Genomic DNA, 17215 nt, shown 5'->3' with positions numbered 1-17215 from the left:
CGGTCAGCTCGCCGGGATGTGCCGGCCGGCGCGCGGTGCGCGGACGCCGTCCAGGACCGTCGTCCCGGGAGCGGCGGACGCGCTGGTGGAGGTGGCCCGGGCGAACGCCGCGGCGCCGCCGACCAGCGGGATCCTGGCCGTGGTCCGGGACAGGTCCAGGGTGAGGGCCGGCTTGGTGGACGGCGGGTCGATGAGGTCCTTGTCCGTGCCGGCGACGATCAGCGCCAGGCGGTGGCCCTTGGGGACGACGTGATCGGTCGCCGCCAGGGACAGCGTGATCGTGTACGCCTTGCCCGGGGTGAGCGGGACTCCGTGGTCGGGCGAGGCGTAGTGGCCGAGGTCGGCCCAGCCGCGGCTGAGCACCGTGTCGTCGACGGCGATCGTCTTCGCCTTGGTGTTCTTGAAGCAGGCGCTGTCCCCGGCTGTGCTCGCGCCCCAGCAGCCGCGGTCGGTGAGGGTGGTGATGCCCTCGCCGCCGTCGGCGTAGTCGCGGATGGTGTCCGGGCCGAGGTCCACCAGGACGGCGGACAGATGGGCCGAGGAGGTGGTGGGCGTGGCGGTCACCGTCACCGTGGAAGAACCGGACAGACGCAGGTCGCGGGTGAGGGGCGCGGTGAGGAAGCCGGCCTTCTCCGGGGTGGGGGTGGTGAGGTGGGCCGCCCAGTCGGTCTCGCTCAGCTTCGGGTCGTCGGTGAAGGTCTCGGTGCCGGTCGCCGGACGCGGGCCGAGGGTGCCGACGCCGGGAGTGGTGCCGGGGGCCGGGCGGAGCGTGGTGGCCCGGGTGCCGTGCGGCGGCCAGACCTCGGAGGTGACCCACTGGTCGGGGTGGCGTTCGATGTCGGCCATCGGCGCTCGGTCGATGCCGTTGTCATAGCCGAGGAGTTCGTGGTCGAACCAGCGGTGCAGGGTGTCGACCCAGGCGCCGCGCCGGTAGTCGAAGGGGTCGACGTGCCCGGTCTGGGAGAGCCAGATCTTGCGCTTCACCCCGTGCTCGGCGAGGGCGTCCCACCACTGGCCGAAATGCTTGGTGCGCACATTGAGGTCCTGCATGCCGTGCACCAGGAACACGCTGGCCCGCACCTTGGCCGCGTCCCTGACGTAGTTCCGCTCGGTCCACAGGGAGGTCCAGTCGCCGCTGCGCGGGCTGCCGTCGGCGAGTTTCTTGTGCACGGCCGCGCAATGGGCCGCGGCGTCGCCGCTCTCGACATAGCCGGCCAGTTCGTCGGGGCCGCCGTCGTACAGCGGGGCGCCCTGGGCGAAGTAGTAGTCGTACCAGGAGGAGATGCCGCTGATCGGGACGATCGTCCTCAGGCCCTTGACGCCGGTGGCCGCGACGCCGTTGGCGATCGTGCCGTCCCAGCTCTTGCCGATCATGCCGGTTCTGCCGTTGGTCCAGCTCGCCTTGACGGTGCTCGTGCCGGTCCGGGTCGTGTACGCCCTGGCCCTGCCGTTCAGCCAGTCGATGACCGCCTTCGCCGACCGGATGTCGGAGCGGCCGCCGACGTCGACGCAGCCGTCGGAGCGGTTGGTACCGGCCAGGTCGACGCCGACGAAGGCGTAGCCGCGGGGCACGAAGTAGTTGTCGTAGAACAGCGGCATCTGCACGACGCGGCCGTGTACGTCGTACGTCTTCTTCTGGCTCTCGTTGCCGCGGCCGCAGCAGGAGTAGTACGGGCTGGCATCCATGATGACCGGCACCTTGCGGCCCTGGCGGGCCGGTTCGGCGGGCCGGACGATGTCGGCGGCGACGCGATCCGTCTTCCCGTCGCCGTCGCTGTCGAGGCCGGTGTCGACCCAGACCGCCTCACGGATGGCGTGTGCGTAGGAGTAGACGGGCCGGCTCTCACGGGGCGCGGCCTGGGCGGCGGTGGGGACGAGGAAGGCGGCCATCAGGGCTGTGACGGCCGCGGTCGCCAGCGTTCTCCAGATCGTGAAGCGCGTGCGCATCGGTGTGCTGTTCGGCATGCGCGGACGTTACCCCGGTCAACTCCCGTACAGAAGAGGACAGCTGAGGGTGTCGTACGGTCTAGCGTGGTGCGTGACGGCTGAATGGCGATCGTGTGACAGCAGGGGCCATGGACAGGTCAGCGGCCACAGGGACTGAATAGGCTCCGAACAGACTTCCTGTCCCGACGACTTGGAGCTGACGTGCACCGCAGAATCATCGCGCCGGGCGCACTCGTGGCGGCCTCCCTCCTGCTGGCGATCCCGGCATCGGCCGCGAGCTACGCCCCCGGCGCGCCGGGCATCGGCGACCCGTACTACCCGTCCTACGGCAACGGCGGTTACGACGTCTCGCACTACGACCTGAGGCTGCGGTACCAGCCGAAGACGGACGAGTTGCAGGGCACGGCGACCATCCTGGCGAGGACCACGGAGGACCTGTCCAGCTTCGACCTGGACTTCCTGCTGGACGTGAGCGAGGTGCGGGTCAACGGCGCCAAGGCGTCCTTCACGACGTCCGACCAGCACGAGCTGGTCATCACTCCGAAGACACCGCTCGCCAAGGGCACGCCGGTCACCGTCGTCGTCCGCTACAGCGGAGTGCCGTCGAAGAAGAGCGCCTACGGCTTCAACACCTGGCACCGCACGCCCGACGGCGCGGTGGCCGCGGACGAGCCCGAGGCCGCCTGGTGGTGGTTCCCGAGCAACGACCACCCGAGCGACAAGGCCACCTACGACGTGTCGGTGGCCGTCCCGGACGGCACCCAGGCCATCTCCAACGGCACCCTCCAGTCGACCGGTTCGAAGCTGGGCTGGACCACCTACAACTGGCGGCAGAACAAGCCGCAGGCGACCTATCTGGCCACCCTCGCGGTCGGGAAGTTCGACATCACGACCAGCACCTCGGACGGCGGGGTGCCGGTCGTCAACGCCTACAGCAAGGACCTCGGCGACAACGACGGGGCCGCGCGGGCGAGCGTGGAGCGCACCGGGGAGATCGTGGACTGGCTGAGCGGCTATTTCGGGCCGTATCCGTTCAGCTCGGCCGGCGGCTACGTGCCCAACACCACCACCGGGTACGCGCTGGAGACGCAGACCCGTGTCTACTACAGTCCGAAGCAGTTCGCGAACGGCTCCAACACCTCGGTGGTCGTGCACGAGCTGGCCCACCAGTGGTACGGCGACGACGTGTCCCTGAAGGGCTGGAAGGACATCTGGATCAACGAGGGCTTCGCGCGGTACGCGCAGTGGCTGTGGTCGGAGCACGAGGGCGAGGGCACCACGCAGGAACTCGCCGACTACGTGTACGCCTCTCACCCGTCCGGTGACGCGTTCTGGACGGTCAAGCCCGGCGACCCGGGCCCGGACGGCCAGTTCGACCTCGCCGTCTACGACCGGGGCGCGCTCGCCATCCAGGCGCTGCGCGACGAGATCGGTGACGACGCCTTCTTCGCCCTTCTGAAGGGCTGGCCGAAGGATCACGCGTACGGCAACGCCTCGGTGGCCGACTTCCAGAGGTACGCCGAGCAGGTCTCCGGCAAGCCGCTGGCCGCCCTGTTCGACACCTGGCTGTTCCAGCCGTCGAAGCCGGCCGCAGCCGCGGCCCGCGCGGCGTCCCTCACGAAGGCCGGTACGGCCGTCGTCCAGCCGAAGTCGTGGAAGAAGATCGAGGCCACCAACGACGTGCACGGGCACTGACGCCCGGGGCCTCAGGGTCTCGTCCGGTCCGCCCGCGCGAGCAGTTCGTCCCGGCCTATCGCCTCCGCGCGTGTGGCCGGGACCGTGCAGGCGTACGCCCCGGCGACCGCACCGTACAGGGCGCATCGCTGGGGAGGCTCGCCCATGAGGCGGCCGTAGAGGAAGGCGGCGGCGAAGGCGTCGCCCGCGCCGTTGGAGTCCACCACCGGCGCGGGCGGGTCCGCCGCCGGTACGCGGTTCAGTTCGCCGTCGGCCAGCAGATATGCGCCGTCGGCTCCGGCGGTCGCGACGACGACCTCGGCCCGGCCACGCCCGGCGATGCGCCGTATGGTCCGTTCGGGGTCGGTGAGTGCGGCCGCCGAGAGGAAGACGACGTCGGCCGCGAGGGCGAAAGGCTCGTGGTACGGGTTCTCGCCGTCCCAGTCGTGCAGATCGGTGGAGAGGGGAACGCCCGTCTCGATCAGCGCCGGCAGGGCGTGGGAGCAGGGCTGGGTGAGGGTGACGTGGACGTGCCGGCTCGCCGTGGCCAGGGTGTTCAGGGTCTCTTCGGGAAAGCGGTCGTCGGGGTGGGCGCGGCTGGTGTCGTAGAGGGACAGCCGCCGGCCGTCCGGGCCGACGAGATTGACCGCGCGCTTGGTCCCGGCGGGTTGCGGAAGCGCGGTGAACCCGATGCCCCGTTTCCGGTGCAGGGCGCGGACGAGGTCGCCCTCGGGGTCGTCGCCGAGCAGGTCGAGGTGGTGGGTGCGCAGTCCCAGCGAGGTCAGGCTCAGGGCGACGAAGTCGCCGGTCTGCCCGGCGCGGGTGCGGATACCGGAATCGATCATGTAGCTGTCGGCGTACGGGAGCGGCAGCTCGGGAACGTACACGATCGTGTCCACCCCGGCTCCGCCGAGCACCAGGACGTCGATCGCACCCTCGTGTGCCGTCATCCGCCACCCTCCCCGTGGTCGTACACCGTCACCGCGATGCCGCGCTTGACCAGCCGCTCGGTGATGAGCGGCGCTGTGCGGGACCAGGTGCCGCCCGCCAGGCCGCAGCCTATGCGGGGCATGTGCACGGACGCACCGAGTTCGATCACTTCGCCGGCGAGGCGGGCGAGGGCGGTGTCGATCGCGTCGTAGCGGACGGGAGCGCCCTTGCTGCCTCTCCGGATGCCGCGCTGGCCGATCATGTTGGCCACCCACACGTACGGGTCGACCCTGACGAGCTGGACCGCGCCCAGACCGAAGTCGTTCTTGGCTCGGTCGCGGTGCCAGGCGCGGTACGCCGCCTCCGGCTCCGGCCAGCGGCGCGAGAGCGCCAGGACGAAGCCCTTCCCCCAGCCCCCGATGTCGTTGCAGACATGGGCGATGACCTTGACGCCCTTGACCGACGGAACGGTGGCGTCACCCCGGACATACATGATCTCCGACATGACGCCACCGTAGGCGGTGCCACTGACAGTGGCGCTGAGCTGCTACTTCGTCATCGCGACAGCTCGGTCAGTTCCTTGTCGGTGTCGCGGGAGACACGGCGGCGGACGCCGAACCAGCCGACGACCAGCAGCAGGGCGATCACCGGGATGAGCAGCAGGGTCTTGCGGCCGACGTCCGGGTCGTTCCACATCATGCCGAGGCAGACCAGCAGGAAGGTGATCGTGGCGATCTCCGTGACCGGGCTGCCCTTCAGCCGGAAGTGCGGCCGGGTGGCCAGGCCCGCGCGGGCCCGCCGGACGAAGATCATGTGGCAGAGCATGATGATCACCCAGGTGCTGATGATGCCGAGCGAGGCGATGTTCAGCACGATCTCGAAGGCCTGGCTGGGCATCAGGTAGTTCAGGCCGACGCCGAGCACGCAGACCCCGCAGGTCAGCAGGATGCCGCCGTAGGGGACCTGGCTGCGGTTCATCCGGGCGGTGAACTTCGGGGCGGAGCCCGCCATGGCCATGGAGCGCAGGATGCGGCCGGTGGAGTACAGGCCGGAGTTGAGCGAGGACATGGCGGCGGTGAGCACGACCAGGTTCATCACGTCGCCGGCCGCCGGGACGCCGATCTTCGACAGGACCGTCACGAACGGGCTCTGGTCGGCGGAGTACACCGAGCCGGGCAGCAGCAGGGCGAGCAGCACGACCGAGCCCACGTAGAACAGGCCCACGCGCCACATGATCGAGTTCACCGCGCGCGGGACGACCTTCTCCGGCTCGGCGGTCTCACCGGCGGCGACGCCGACCAGCTCCAGGGCGGCGTACGCGAAGATCACGCCCTGCATGACGAGGACGACCGGCATGACGCCGTGCGGGAAGACACCACCGTGGTCGGTGATCACGCTCAGGCCGGGGGTGTGGCCGCCGACCTTGTGCTGAGTGGCGAGCAGGAAGATGCCGATCAGCATGAAGCCCACGATGGTGGCGACCTTGATGATCGCGAACCAGAACTCCATCTCGCCGAAGATCTTCACCGAGATCAGGTTCACGGCGAGGACCACCGCGAGGGCGATCAGCGCCAGCACCCACTGCGGGATGGTCGTGAACATGCTCCAGTAGTGCGTGTAGAGCGCGATCGCGGTGATGTCGGCGATGCCGGTGGTCGACCAGTTCAGGAAGTACATCCAGCCGGCGACGTAGGCGCCCTTCTCGCCGAGGAATTCGCGCGCGTACGACACGAAGGAACCGGAGGACGGCCGGTACAGGACCAGCTCGCCCAGGGCCCGGACGACGAAGAAGGCGAAGATGCCGCAGACCAGGTAGGCCAGGGCGAGTGCCGGTCCGGCGTTGTGCAGTCGGCCGCCGGCGCCCAGGAGGAGGCCGGTACCGATGGCACCGCCGATGGCGATCATGTTGACGTGGCGGGCCTTGAGGTCCTTGCTGTAGCCGGCGTCGCCCGCGTCGACCGGGGTCCCGGCCGCCCCATTGCGGGTCTCGGCCTGCGCTGTGGTGTGCACGGCGTCCTTGCTCACGGGTGGTTCCACTCTCTGGGGCACCCGGGCGGGATCACCGGCCGGGTGGGTCCGTACGTGCCTTGGTCCGCACCAGCCCGGAGGCGGCACATACCAAGACAGCAGCTTTCCAGGAAGATCGCGTTCCATGCGATGACCCACGTCACACAGCGGCGTTTGTCACAAACCCCCAAGGAACAGCAAAGCGTCGGCAGGACAGGCGTTCACTCCCTCGATTCCGCCGGCCGGAAAGCTGCCGTAAATCACCACATCCGTGCAATTTCACTCCACGGAATCGCCTGCCGAGACGGCCCCTCGAAAGGAGGACAGAGATTTCGCATTCATGCGCGTCACACTGTGTGCGGCCGTTGCCGTGGAGGTGTCACAGCAGTGGTGAGACAGCGATACTGCTGCACATGACCACCGACGCGACGACCGAGGCGACGACCGACGCCGGGGAGCCCGCCCTCACCATCGACGAGCTGGCCGCGCGGGCGGGCGTCACGGTCCGCACCATCCGCTTCTACGGCAGCAAGGGGCTGCTCCCGCCGCCGGTGATCGGTCCGCGCCGGGTGGGGCACTACGGGCCCGGGCACGTGGCACGGCTTGCCCTCATCGAGGAGTTGCAGCAGCAGGGCATGACGCTCGCGGCGATCGAGCGGTACCTGGAACAGCTGCCACCGGACCTCACCCCGCACGACCTGGCCATCCACCGCGCGGTGGTCGCGTCCTGGGCACCGGACCCGGCGGAGACGGTGTCGCGGCGGGAACTGGAGCGGCGGGCGGGACGGCCGCTCGCCGCCGAGGACATCGAGCGGCTGGCGGCGATGAGCGTCGTGGTGCCGGACGACGGCGACACCTTCCGTGTCGACTCCGGGCTGCTGCGGCTCGGCGTCCGGCTCCTGGACGTTCCGCTGTCGCAGGACGCGATCCTCGCGGCGCGCAAAGTGCTCATCGAGCACTCGCGCGCCGCGGCCCACGAGCTGGCTCAGCTCTTCCGCGGCGAGGTGGCGGAGCGTGACGCCCGGGACGTGAAGTCCCTGTCGGCTCACATGCACCCCCTGGTGGTGCAGGCGCTGCTGACGACGTTCCAGCGGTCGCTGCGGGAAGAGCTGAGCGAGTGGCTCAGCGGATCATGAGCGCGCAGGGTCGCTGAACCGCTCCCCCTTCTCGGCCTTGTCCACGAGCAGCGCGGGCGGGGTGAACCGCTCGCCGTAGCACTCGGCGAGTTCACGCGCGCGTGCCACGAATCCGGGCACGCCCCCTTCGTAGCCGTTGATGTACTGCAGCACACCACCGGTCCAGCCCGGGAAGCCGATGCCGAAGATCGACCCGATGTTGGCGTCGGCGACGGAGGTCAGCACGCCCTCTTCGAGGAGCCGTACGGTGTCGAGCGCCTCGGAGAAGAGCATCCGCTCCTGCATGTCCCGGAACGGGATCTCGTACCCGGGCTTCGTGAAGTGCTCGCGCAGGCCCGGCCACAGCCCGGCCCGCTTGCCGTCCTCCGCGTAGTCGTAGAAGCCGGCTCCTCCGCTGCGGCCGGTGCGGCCGAACTCGTCGACCAGACGGTCGATGACCGCCTCCGCCGGGTGCGCGGACCAGGTGCCGCCCGCCTCCTCCACGGCCTTCTTCGACTCGTTGCGGATCTTGCGCGGGAGGGTGAGGGTCAGCTCGTCCATGAGGGAGAGCACCTTGGCGGGGTAGCCGGCCTGGGCCGCGGCCTGCTCCACGGAGGCGGGCTCGACGCCTTCGCCGACCATGGCGACGCCCTCGTTGATGAAGTGGCCGATCACCCGGGAGGTGAAGAAGCCGCGCGAGTCGTTGACGACGATCGGCGTCTTGTTGATCTGCCGGACCAGGTCGAAGGCGCGCGCGAGGGCCTCGTCGCCGGTCCGCTCGCCCTTGATGATCTCGACCAGCGGCATCTTGTCGACGGGCGAGAAGAAGTGCAGTCCGATGAAGTCGCCCTGGCGCTGCACCCCCTCGGCGAGGGCGGTGATGGGCAGGGTGGAGGTGTTGGAGCACAGCAGCGCGTCGGGCTCGACGACGGCCTCGATCTCCTGGAACACCTTGTGCTTGAGGGCCGTGTCCTCGAAGACGGCCTCGATCACCGCGTCGCAGCCCGCGAGGTCGGCCGCCTCGGCGGTGGGGGTGATGCGGGCGAGCAGCGCGTCGGCCTTCTCCTGGCTGGTACGGCCCTTGGCGACGGCCTTGGCGCACAGGTTCTCGGAGTAGCCCTTGCCCTTGGCGGCCGCCTCCGGGGAGACGTCCTTGAGGACGACGTCGATGCCCGCGCGGGCGCACGAGTAGGCGATGCCCGCGCCCATCATGCCGGCGCCGAGAACGGCGACCTTGCGGACCTGGCGGGGCTCGATGCCCTTCGGGCGGTTGGCGCCGGAGTTGACGGCCTGGAGGTCGAAGAAGAACGCCTGGATCATGTTCTTCGAGGTCTGCCCGGCGGCCAGTTCCACGAAGTAGCGGGCCTCGATGACCTGGGCGGTCTCGAAGTCGACCTGGGAGCCCTCGACGGCCGCGGCGAGGATGTTGCGCGGCGCCGGGTAGGGGGCGCCGTTCGTCTGCTTGCGCAGGCTGGCCGGGAAGGCGGGCAGGTTGGCGGCGAACTTGGGGTTGGCGGGCGTGCCGCCGGGGATCTTGTAGCCCGGCTTGTCCCAGGGCTGCCGCGACTCGGGGTTGGCGTCGATGAAGGCGCGGGCCTTGGCGAGCAGTTCCTCGGGCGTGGCGGCGACCTCGTGGACGAGGCCGTTCTCCTGGGCGCGCCGCGCGTTGTACTGCTGGCCCTGGAGGAGCACCTTCAGCAGCGCGTCGGCGATGCCCAGCAGTCGTACGGTGCGGACGACTCCGCCGCCGCCGGGGAGCAGGCCGAGGGTGACCTCGGGGCAGCCGATCTTGGTGCCGGAGGTGTCGAGGGCGACCCGGTGGTGGCAGGCCAGGGCCAGCTCGAAACCGCCGCCCAGGGCCGCGCCGTTGATCGCCGCGACGACGGGCTTGCCGAGGGTCTCGATGCGGCGCAGGTTGCGCTTGATGGCGAGGCCGCCGTCGAACAGGTCCTGCGCGGTCTCCGGGGTGACCCGGATCAGGTCGCGCAGGTCGCCGCCGGCGAAGAAGGTCTTCTTCGCCGAGGTGAAGATGATGCCGCGGATCGAGTCCTGCTCGGCCTCCAGCCGGTCGGTGATCGCGGCGAGGGAGTCGCGGAACGCCTGGTTCATGGTGTTCGCGGACTGGCTCGGGTCGTCGAGGACGAGGGTGACGACACCGGTGTCGTCCTGCTCCCAGCGGATGGTGTTGCTCTCGGTCATGACAGTCGTCTCCGTTGAAGTCTCGTGATTCCGCAGGGAGTTCAGATGCGCTCGACGATGGTGGCGATACCCATGCCGCCGCCCACGCACAGGGTGGCGAGGCCGTACCGCTTGTCCTGGCGCTCCAGTTCGTCGATGAGCGAGCCGAGGATCATCGCGCCGGTCGCGCCGAGCGGGTGGCCGAGGGCGATGGCGCCGCCGTTGACGTTGACCTTGTCCAGGGTGAGGCCCATGTCCCTCACGAAGCGCAGCACGACCGCGGCGAACGCCTCGTTGATCTCGACCAGGTCGATGTCGTCGATGGTCAGTCCGGCCTTGGCGAGCGCCTTGCGGGTCGCGGGGGCGGGACCGGTGAGCATGATGGTGGGCTCGGAGCCGGAGACGGCGGCGGAGACGATCCGCGCGCGCGGGGTGAGGCCGTGGCGCTCGCCGACCTCCTTGGAGCCGATCGCGACCAGCGAGGCGCCGTCCACGATGCCGGAGGAGTTGCCCGCGTGGTGGACGTGGTCGATCTTCTCCACCCAGTGGTACTTCTGCAGCGCGACGGCGTCGAAGCCGCCCAGCTCGCCGATGTCCGCGAACGACGGCTTGAGCTTGGCGAGGGAGTCGGCCGTGGTGCCGGGACGCATGTGCTCGTCGTGGTCCAGGACGACCAGGCCGCTGCGGTCCTCGACCGGAACCACGGAACGCTCGAAGCGGCCCTCCTTCCAGGCGGTGGCGGCGCGCTCCTGGGACAGGGCCGCGTACTCGTCCACGTCCCGCCGGGAGAAGCCCTCGATGGTGGCGATGAGGTCGGCGCCGATGCCCTGCGGCACGAAGTTGACGGCCAGGTTGGTCATCGGGTCGTTGAACCAGGCGCCGCCGTCGGAGGCCATCGGTACGCGGGACATCGACTCCACGCCACCGGCCAGCACCAGGTCCTCCCAGCCCGAGCGGACCTTCATGGCGGCCAGGTTGACGGCCTCCAGGCCCGAGGCACAGAAGCGGTTCTCCTGGACGCCCGCGACCGTGTCCGGCAGTCCGGCGGCGATGGCGGCGATCCGGGCGATGTCGGAGCCCTGGTCGCCGACAGGGCCGACGACGCCGAGGACGATGTCGTCGATCGCGGCCGGGTCGAGCCCCGGGAAGCGGTCGCGGATCTCGTGGATCAGGCCGACGACCAGGTCGATGGGCTTCGTGCCGTGCAGGGCGCCGTTCGCCTTGCCGCGGCCGCGCGGGGTGCGGATCGCGTCGTACACGTACGCTTCGGTGCTCACTGGGGTGCCTTTCGGGAGGGTGGGCCGGGCGGAGGGTCGTCGGCCGGGCGGGCTCAGTCGCCGTCCGGGATCAGGTCGTCGTTCACGAGATCAGGTATGCCCCAGTCCCGCGCCACCGTCCCCGTGTCGGCGCCGGGCAGGGCGGGGCCGGTGCGGACGGTCGTCGGGGTGGCGGAGAAGCGTGGGGCGGGGGCCGGCTGGGTGATGCCGCCGTGCCGGGTGAAGGTGCCGCGGGCGGCCAGGTGCGGGTGGTGCGGGGCCTCGCCCAGGGACAGGACGGGCGCCACGCAGGCGTCAGAGCCCTCGAACAGCGCCGTCCACTCGTCGCGGGTACGGGACTTGAAGCGGGCGGCCACACGCTCGCGCAGCTCGCCCCAGCGGGTCCAGTCCTTGCGGGCCGGGGCCAGGTCGTCCAACCCGAGCAGGTGCAGGAACTCCTCGTAGAACCGCGCCTCCAGGGCGCCGACCGCCATGTATCCGCCGTCGGCGGTCTCGTAGGTGCCGTAGTACGGGCAGCCGCCGTCCAGGAGGTTGGCGCCGCGCCGGTCCTGCCAGCCGCCGGCGGCCAGCATGCCGTGGATCATCGCGGACAGGTGCGCGGTGCCGTCCACGATGGCCGCGTCCACGACCTGTCCGATGCCGCTCACGCGCGCGTGGTGCAGGGCGGCGAGGACGCCGACGACCAGGTAGAGGGAGCCGCCCGCGTAGTCGCCGAGCAGGTTGGCGGGGACGGCCGGCGGCTCGTCGGGAGGCCCGATCATGCCGAGGGTGCCGGTGAGGGCGATGTACGCCACGTCGTGACCCGCGCGGTCGGCGAGGGGGCCGTCCTGACCCCAGCCGGTCATGCGGCCGTAGACCAGACGGGGGTTGCGGGCGTGGCAGTCCCCGGGGCCGACGCCCAGCCGCTCGGCCACCCCGGGGCGGTAGCCCTCGATGAGGATGTCGGCCCGTTCGGCCAGGTCCAGGACGCGCGCGGGGCCGTCCGGGGCCTTGAGGTCGACGACGACCGAGCGCTTGTTGCGGTTCGTCACGTCGTACGCGGGGTCGATGCCCAGGCCCGGACCGCCCGGGCGGTCGACCCGGACCACGTCGGCGCCCAGGTCGGCGAGGAGCATGGCGGCGAAGGGGCCCGGCCCGATGCCGGCCAGCTCCACCACGCGCACACCGCCGAGCGGGCCGTCCCCCGACGTCCTCGGCGTCCCTGCCGTCGTCATGCCGTCCTGCCCCCAGCTCATGTGACACAACTGATGTAACACCAGTGATGCTAAGAACACGTTCCACCGGACACAAGACCTGAACGAGCAAGCGCTTAGCCAAGTGCCCGGGCAGCCCTGCCGAGGCCGTGTCCGGGGTCCGCATCGTTCACGCTAGCCTCAGCCACCGACAGCGGCGCGGGCTGCACCGGCAAGGGGTGTCATGAGCAGGCTGAACAGGACGGACCGTCCCTACGACATCGTGCTCTTCGGGGCCACCGGCTTCGTCGGCGCGCTCACGGCGGAGTACCTCGCCGCACACGCCCCCAAGCAGCTGCGCTGGGCGATCGCGGGCCGTGACGAACGCAAGCTGCACCAGCTGCGCGACCGGCTGCCCGGCGCCCGCGGTGTCGGGGTGCTGCGGGCCGACGTGCGGGAACCGGCCACGCTGCGCGCGCTCGCGGAGCACGCGCGCGTGGTGGCCACGACGGTGGGCCCGTACGTCACCTACGGCGAGGAGCTCGTCGCCGCCTGCGCGGACACCGGAGCCGACTACCTCGATCTCACCGGTGAGCCGGAGTTCGTCGACCTGATGTACGTACGGCACGACGCACGCGCGCGTGAGACGGGCGCCCGGCTGGTGCACGCCTGCGGATTCGACTCCGTACCGCACGACCTGGGCGCGTACTTCACGGTCCGGCAGCTGCCGGAGGGTGTGCCGCTGACCGTGAACGGGTTCGTGACCGCGGACGCCACCTTCTCCGGCGGCACGCTGGCGTCGGCACTGAACCAGCTCGCGCGCGGCCGGCAGATGGCGGCCGCGGCCCGCGAACGCGGCCGGCACGAACCCCGTCTGATGGAGCGCCGGGTGGCGGCACCGGTCGGCGCGCCGCGGTTCGCCAAGGAGGTCGGCGCCTGGGCGCTGCCACTGCCGACCATCGATCCGCAGATCGTGCGCCGGTCGGCGAAGGCCCTTGCGCGGTACGGTCCCGATTTCCGCTACCGGCACTATGCGGCGGTCAGGTATCTGCCGGTCGCCGCGGGCGGTGTCGCCGCGATCGGAGCGCTCGCGGCCGCCGCCCGGCTGCCGCCCGCCCGGCGCTGGCTGTCGGACCGGCTCAGGCCCGGGGACGGGCCGGGTCCCGAGAAGCGGGCGAAGAGCTGGTTCAAGGTGCGTTTCGTCGGCGAGGGCGGCGGGCGGCGTGTCTTCACCGAGGTCGCGGGCGGCGACCCGGGCTACGACGAGACGGCGAAGATGTTCGCCGAGGCGGCACTCAGCCTGGCCTTCGACGAGCTGCCGCCGACCGCCGGGCAGGTCACCACGGCCACCGCGATGGGCGACGCACTGACCGAGCGGCTGCGCTCGGCGGGCATCACCTTCCGGGTGGTGGCCGACCGGTGGTCCTGAGGTACGAGCACCTCCGGCCCTTCTCCCGCGTTTGAGACTTTCCGCTCCCGGAATGCGGAGTCACCTGCGGCCGCGCGCTCATAAGTTTCACCGGAAACGTCAATGAGACGCTGGAGGCCCAGGCAGAAGGAGGCGGAACGGAAGTGAAGTTCGTGCTGGAAGTGACGGTGGGCGAGGATGCGTCGGCGGCGGAGCGGGCCGGCGAGCTGGGACGGATCCTGCGCTACTGGGGCGGCAATCTCCACCACTACGCCCTGGAACCGGGCGACGGCTCGGCCGTCTACGACTCGGCGTATCAGGAGGTGGGCGCCTGGCGCGTCGTGGCATCCTGAAGCGCCCGCCGGCACAGCGCGTCCGCCCTGCGCGTCGTCTCGGGCAGCCGGTACTCGGGCGTGAGCGCCATGGTGTGGGCGAGGGCGTTGCCGAGGCTCACCCGGTGGCCCACGGAGACGAACACCGGCTTGACTCCGTCCCGGGTGCGCAGGGCGCTGCCGACCTCCTCGGTCCCGGCGAGGAGCGGTGCGGCGCTGCCCCGGGCGGGCCCGGGATCGTCGTACGTGAAGGTGAACGGGTTCTTGGCGACGCCTATGGTCGGCAGGCCGGTGAGCACGCCGAGGTGGCTGGCGAGACCGAAGCGGCGCGGGTGGGCGAGGCCGTAGCCGTCGCACACGACCAGACCGGGCGGGCAGGGCAGGGCGTCCAGAGCGGCCCGCACGGTCGGGATCTCGCGGAAGGCGAGCAGTCCCGGAACGTAGGGGAACGAGATCCGGCCGACGGCCGTCGTCTCCGCGACGACCTCCAGGGTGGCCGCGTCCAGGACGACGGCCGCCGCGGCGACCAGGTCGCGTTCGTCGTCGTAGGCGACGTCGACTCCGGTGACATGGCCCGTCCCGGGCGGTGGCCCCGGCTCGTCGAGCACCACCCGCGCGCGCAGCCGGTCCTGTACGGCGCGCGCCTCTTCCTCGGTCGCGGGCCAGCCCGCCGGTACGCCTACGGTCGTCATGGTGTCCCGACTGTACGGCCCGCGAGCGGCCCGACGGGCGCCGGGGGTACGCTCACGATCATGTTCGTACTGGAGCTGACCTACACCGCCCCGCTCGATGCCGTGGACGCTGTCCTGCCGACGCATGTGACCTGGCTGGAGGAGCAGTACGAGAAGGGCTTCTTCCTGGCTTCCGGGCGCAAGGACCCCCGCGACGGCGGGGTGATCCTCGCTGTCGCCGAGGACCGCGCCCGTATCGAGGAGGTCGTCGCGGGCGATCCGTTCCTGGCTGCCGGGGTGTGCGAGTACCGGGTCACGGAGTTCGTCGCCACGAAGACCGCACCCGAACTGGCACGCCACCGGCAGACACTGGGCTGAGCCGGCGGGGTCAGCCCTTCTTGGCGTTCAGCGCGCGCTGCAGCTGGGCCTTGTTCATGTCCGAACGCCCCTCGATGCCGCGCTGCCTCGCCTCGTTGTACAACTGGTCGTAGGTCGGGCCCTGGGACCCCTTGCCCGACCGCTTGCCGCCGCGCTCGCCGGACGACATGTCCTGGGTCGAGCTGCGGCTGGCGGTCCCGGACTCGCCGGAGCGGGCGCGTTCCTTGTTGACCGTCCGCGCGGCGATCTCCTTTGCGCGCTTCGGGCTCTCGCCCCGCTCCAGCGCGCTCTCCTTGATGTGCTCGTACTGACGTTCCCGCTTGGGGCTGGAACCGCGTGGCATGACCACTCCTCTCCTCGCTCCTTCGCGGCAGGGAACGAGTACCCGCGATCCGGCCTCGTGCGTCAGTTCTCCAGCCGGGCCACCCGCCCCTGCTCCCCGGCCGCCCAGCAGCTCAGGTCCGGAGTGCAGTCGACCGTGTCGTACGAACCGGTGTCGATGGTCCGCCAGCTGCGGCCGCCGTCGGTGGTCAGATCCGTGCCGGTGGGGCCTACGGCGAGCGCTGCACGGCGGCTGTGCGGGAGCCAGGCGGCGCCGGAGCGGTAGGCGGGCGGCGGGGTGGCGGCGAGCCGCCAGGTGCGGCCGCCGTCGGAGGTGACCGCGGCGGCCTGCGGCGAGGACCGGCCGGGGCGGTAGTCGCCGCCGACCGCGAGGCCGTGCGCGCGGTCCCGGAAGGCGAGCGCGAACACGCCCCGGGCCGGATCCCCGGCCGGAATCGGCGTGTCGGTGGCCGTCCAGGTCCGGCCGCGGTCGGCGGAGTGCAGCACGCGCGCGTGGGCGCCGCCGCCGGTGGCCAGCCAGACGTCCTTCGGGCCGGAGGTGACCAGGCACTGGCCGCTCGCGGCGAAGCCCGCCTCGCCGTCCAGCGCGGCCGGCATCCCGTCGGCGGGCAGCACCCGCCAGGAGCGGCCGCCGTCACTGGTGGACAGGATGCGGAACCTGCCGTCCACGGGGTCGCTCATGGCGAGGCCGTGACGGCGGTCGGAGAAGGCGAGGCAGTCGTAGAACGCCTTCGCGTCGGTGTTGCGGAAGGACTCGGTCCAGGTCGCGCCGCCGTCGTCGGTGCGGTAGATGCGCGAGGCCTCGCCCTCGCCGATGGCCAGGACCACCGCGTGCCGTGCGTCGAACGCTTCGACGTCCCGGAACTCCAGCGCGGCCGCGCCGGGCGGGGAGACGTTCCGCCAGCTCGTTCCGCCGTCGGTGGTGCGCAGCACCGTGCCCGCCGTACCGGCCAGCCAGGCGGTGTCGCGGTCGACGGCGGCCAGGCCGCGGTAGCGCACCTGAGGGGTGCCGCTGTCCTTCTCGGCCCAGTGCACCGTCCCGTGCCCGAGCGGTTGTGCCTCGGCGGCCGGGACCGTCAGCGCGGCGAGCGCCGCCCCGCAAGCCACCCCCGTCGCCACCAGCCGGCCCGTCCGTCCCCTGCGTCGCGTGCTCCCCGAACGCCTCATGGCGGGCGAAGCTAGCCCACCGGCGGGCCGCCGTCCAGAGGATCTCCCCGGCCGCGTTCCTCGCGATTCCCTCGCATGAAGGCGGTGACCGAGGTCACTCGTTCCTCCTGTGCACGGATTGGCCGATTCTGACGTCTCTTCCAGTGCCAGGTCTGACACGCCCGGAAGATTTCCAGCCGTCACGAGGGAGCAAGGCCTTGTCCACCGTCATCGAGCAGCCAGTAGAGGCCCGCCTCGTCGCCGCCGCACCGCGCATGCCGAGCATTCCCGCCACGCTGAGCTACGACCGGAACGATCCGTTCGCCGTCCGTATGACCTTCCCGGCCCCCGCCACCCTGGAGGGCGTCGAGGTCTGCTGGACCTTCTCCCGCGAGCTCCTCGCGGCCGGGCTGCACGGCGCGGAGGGCTTCGGGGACGTCCGCGTGCGGCCGTACGGCTACGACCGCACCGTACTGGAGTTCCACGCGCCCGAGGGCACCGCGATCGTGCACGTGCGTTCCGGCGAGATACGGCGGTTCCTGGAGGCGACCGGCGACCTCGTGCCGGTCGGCCTTGAGCACCTTCAGCTGGATCTCGACCACGGCCTGGCCGAGCTGATGCGGGACGCCTGCTGACCC

The 17215-nt window shown here is 71.1% G+C and carries 16 protein-coding genes; 6 read left to right on the top strand and 10 right to left on the bottom strand.

Features of this window, described 5'->3' with window-relative positions; all coding sequences use genetic code 11:
- Positions 1–3: 3 nt before the first annotated feature.
- A complete protein-coding gene (locus AVL59_RS15020; RefSeq protein WP_067304029.1) occupies positions 4–1965 on the bottom strand; it encodes a Xaa-Pro dipeptidyl-peptidase in 1962 nt (653 codons plus the stop codon).
- A gap of 183 nt (positions 1966–2148) precedes the next feature.
- Between AVL59_RS15020 and AVL59_RS15015 the strand changes: the two genes are divergently transcribed.
- On the top strand, positions 2149–3642 hold the full coding sequence (locus tag AVL59_RS15015; RefSeq protein WP_067304026.1) for a M1 family metallopeptidase: 1494 nt from the start codon (positions 2149–2151) through the stop codon (positions 3640–3642).
- Positions 3643–3653: 11 nt separating this feature from the next.
- Here AVL59_RS15015 and AVL59_RS15010 read toward each other — a convergent pair whose 3' ends face one another.
- From AVL59_RS15010 to AVL59_RS15000, 3 genes are read right to left on the bottom strand one after another with little or no spacing between them, the layout of a single operon-like run.
- Positions 3654–4571: a PfkB family carbohydrate kinase gene (locus AVL59_RS15010; protein WP_067304024.1), complete on the bottom strand. Its 918-nt coding sequence runs from the start codon at positions 4569–4571 to the stop codon at positions 3654–3656.
- Positions 4568–5056 carry a macro domain-containing protein gene (locus AVL59_RS15005; protein ID WP_067304021.1) on the bottom strand — a complete coding sequence of 163 codons (489 nt, stop codon included), beginning with the start codon at positions 5054–5056 and terminating at the stop codon, positions 4568–4570. Before AVL59_RS15005 ends, AVL59_RS15010 begins: the two co-directional genes overlap by 4 nt.
- A gap of 50 nt (positions 5057–5106) precedes the next feature.
- Entirely contained in the window at positions 5107–6576 is a 1470-nt protein-coding gene (locus AVL59_RS15000) for an amino acid permease (RefSeq protein WP_067304018.1), read from the bottom strand.
- Positions 6577–6971: 395 nt separating this feature from the next.
- Here AVL59_RS15000 and AVL59_RS14995 point away from each other — a divergent pair, with 395 nt between their 5' ends.
- Positions 6972–7694, top strand: coding sequence for a MerR family transcriptional regulator (locus AVL59_RS14995; protein WP_067304015.1), 723 nt, complete (start codon positions 6972–6974; stop codon positions 7692–7694).
- Here the strand turns inward: AVL59_RS14995 and AVL59_RS14990 are convergent.
- The 3 genes from AVL59_RS14990 to AVL59_RS14980 are packed head-to-tail and all read right to left on the bottom strand — an operon-like array spanning position 7689 to position 12342.
- Positions 7689–9872: a 3-hydroxyacyl-CoA dehydrogenase NAD-binding domain-containing protein gene (locus AVL59_RS14990; RefSeq protein ID WP_067304012.1), complete on the bottom strand. Its 2184-nt coding sequence runs from the start codon at positions 9870–9872 to the stop codon at positions 7689–7691. The genes AVL59_RS14995 and AVL59_RS14990 overlap by 6 nt on opposite strands.
- A gap of 41 nt (positions 9873–9913) precedes the next feature.
- Positions 9914–11128: an acetyl-CoA C-acetyltransferase gene (locus AVL59_RS14985; protein ID WP_067304010.1), complete on the bottom strand. Its 1215-nt coding sequence runs from the start codon at positions 11126–11128 to the stop codon at positions 9914–9916.
- A gap of 53 nt (positions 11129–11181) precedes the next feature.
- On the bottom strand, positions 11182–12342 hold the full coding sequence (locus AVL59_RS14980) for a CaiB/BaiF CoA transferase family protein (RefSeq protein WP_067304007.1): 1161 nt from the start codon (positions 12340–12342) through the stop codon (positions 11182–11184).
- A 202-nt stretch (positions 12343–12544) separates the two neighbouring features.
- Between AVL59_RS14980 and AVL59_RS14975 the strand changes: the two genes are divergently transcribed.
- Both AVL59_RS14975 and AVL59_RS14970 read left to right on the top strand, forming a co-directional pair.
- Positions 12545–13729 (top strand): saccharopine dehydrogenase family protein, encoded by a 1185-nt coding sequence (locus tag AVL59_RS14975; protein ID WP_067304004.1) that lies wholly within the window; start codon positions 12545–12547, stop codon positions 13727–13729.
- Between the two features lie 143 nt (positions 13730–13872).
- Positions 13873–14061 (top strand): hypothetical protein, encoded by a 189-nt coding sequence (locus AVL59_RS14970; protein ID WP_067304001.1) that lies wholly within the window; start codon positions 13873–13875, stop codon positions 14059–14061.
- On the opposite strand, the gene AVL59_RS14965 is transcribed toward AVL59_RS14970, so the two are convergent.
- Positions 14025–14732 carry an endonuclease V gene (locus AVL59_RS14965; protein ID WP_067303998.1) on the bottom strand — a complete coding sequence of 236 codons (708 nt, stop codon included), beginning with the start codon at positions 14730–14732 and terminating at the stop codon, positions 14025–14027. The genes AVL59_RS14970 and AVL59_RS14965 overlap by 37 nt on opposite strands.
- 60 nt (positions 14733–14792) lie before the next feature.
- Here AVL59_RS14965 and AVL59_RS14960 point away from each other — a divergent pair, with 60 nt between their 5' ends.
- Positions 14793–15089 carry a YciI family protein gene (locus tag AVL59_RS14960; protein WP_067303995.1) on the top strand — a complete coding sequence of 99 codons (297 nt, stop codon included), beginning with the start codon at positions 14793–14795 and terminating at the stop codon, positions 15087–15089.
- 10 nt (positions 15090–15099) lie between these two features.
- Here AVL59_RS14960 and AVL59_RS14955 read toward each other — a convergent pair whose 3' ends face one another.
- Together AVL59_RS14955 and AVL59_RS14950 are read right to left on the bottom strand one after the other, a co-directional pair.
- Positions 15100–15432, bottom strand: a complete 333-nt coding sequence (locus AVL59_RS14955) for a plasmid stabilization protein (protein ID WP_067317297.1) — start codon at positions 15430–15432, stop codon at positions 15100–15102.
- Positions 15433–15494: 62 nt separating this feature from the next.
- Positions 15495–16598, bottom strand: coding sequence for a WD40/YVTN/BNR-like repeat-containing protein (locus AVL59_RS14950; RefSeq protein ID WP_237281511.1), 1104 nt, complete (start codon positions 16596–16598; stop codon positions 15495–15497).
- A gap of 197 nt (positions 16599–16795) precedes the next feature.
- Between AVL59_RS14950 and ssgD the strand changes: the two genes are divergently transcribed.
- The gene (ssgD, locus tag AVL59_RS14945) at positions 16796–17212 is read left to right on the top strand and encodes a spore wall synthesis regulator SsgD (protein WP_067303993.1); all 417 of its coding nucleotides are present in this window, start codon (positions 16796–16798) and stop codon (positions 17210–17212) included.
- Positions 17213–17215 lie beyond the last annotated feature (3 nt).

The organism is Streptomyces griseochromogenes (assembly GCF_001542625.1).
GTDB classification, from domain to species: domain Bacteria; phylum Actinomycetota; class Actinomycetes; order Streptomycetales; family Streptomycetaceae; genus Streptomyces; species Streptomyces griseochromogenes.
The sequence above is the reverse complement of the archived record's forward strand: the minus strand, read 5'-3'. Positions and strand labels throughout refer to the sequence as shown.